Annotated in this window: 1 protein-coding gene; it reads left to right on the top strand. The window is 62.2% G+C overall.

The genetic code is table 11. From position 1 onward, the window contains the following. The coding region (locus CXQ94_RS24210) for a hypothetical protein (protein WP_181034390.1) at positions 1-502 on the top strand (502 nt) is incomplete at both ends.

Here is a 502-nt window from a genome sequence, read left to right as displayed (position 1 = left end):
CCCAGCGTCAGCGCGAGCTGCTGGCCCGCCAGGCAGAGCAACAGCTGCAGCTGTATCGTCAACTGCGCCGCGAAACTCGCAAACCCGAAGAGCTCTATGGTCGCATCCTCAGCGATGCCAGCTACTCGCCATTCAGTGGCGGTGGCTATGCCGCGATGATGCAAGGCCGCGCGCAGGGCTACAGCCAGATCGTGCATATCGATGGCAAGACCGATGGTGGCTGGGAGGTCGACTATCCGTACCCTGCGGTATTGGATACCAAAGACAGCGAGCAAGACGCCGACGAGGGCTGGTTCCTGGTCAAGGGCGAGGCGCGCCTGGATGCATCGCGCAAGGATGAGCAAAACCTGCCGCTGACGCTGATCAGCGCGACCACGCTGCAAGCCTGCAGCGAAAAGGGCTGCGCCGATCTGCGCGACCCGCTGAAACTTGCACGCCATGAAATCGGTGACCCGGACTGGACGCCGGAAGAGGCCAAATCGCTGATACAACAAGCTTGGCC

The organism is Arthrobacter sp. GMC3, from assembly GCF_002929305.1.
Taxonomy (GTDB): Bacteria; Actinomycetota; Actinomycetes; order Actinomycetales; family Micrococcaceae; genus Specibacter.
This window is presented reverse-complemented; position numbering and strand designations above follow the sequence as displayed.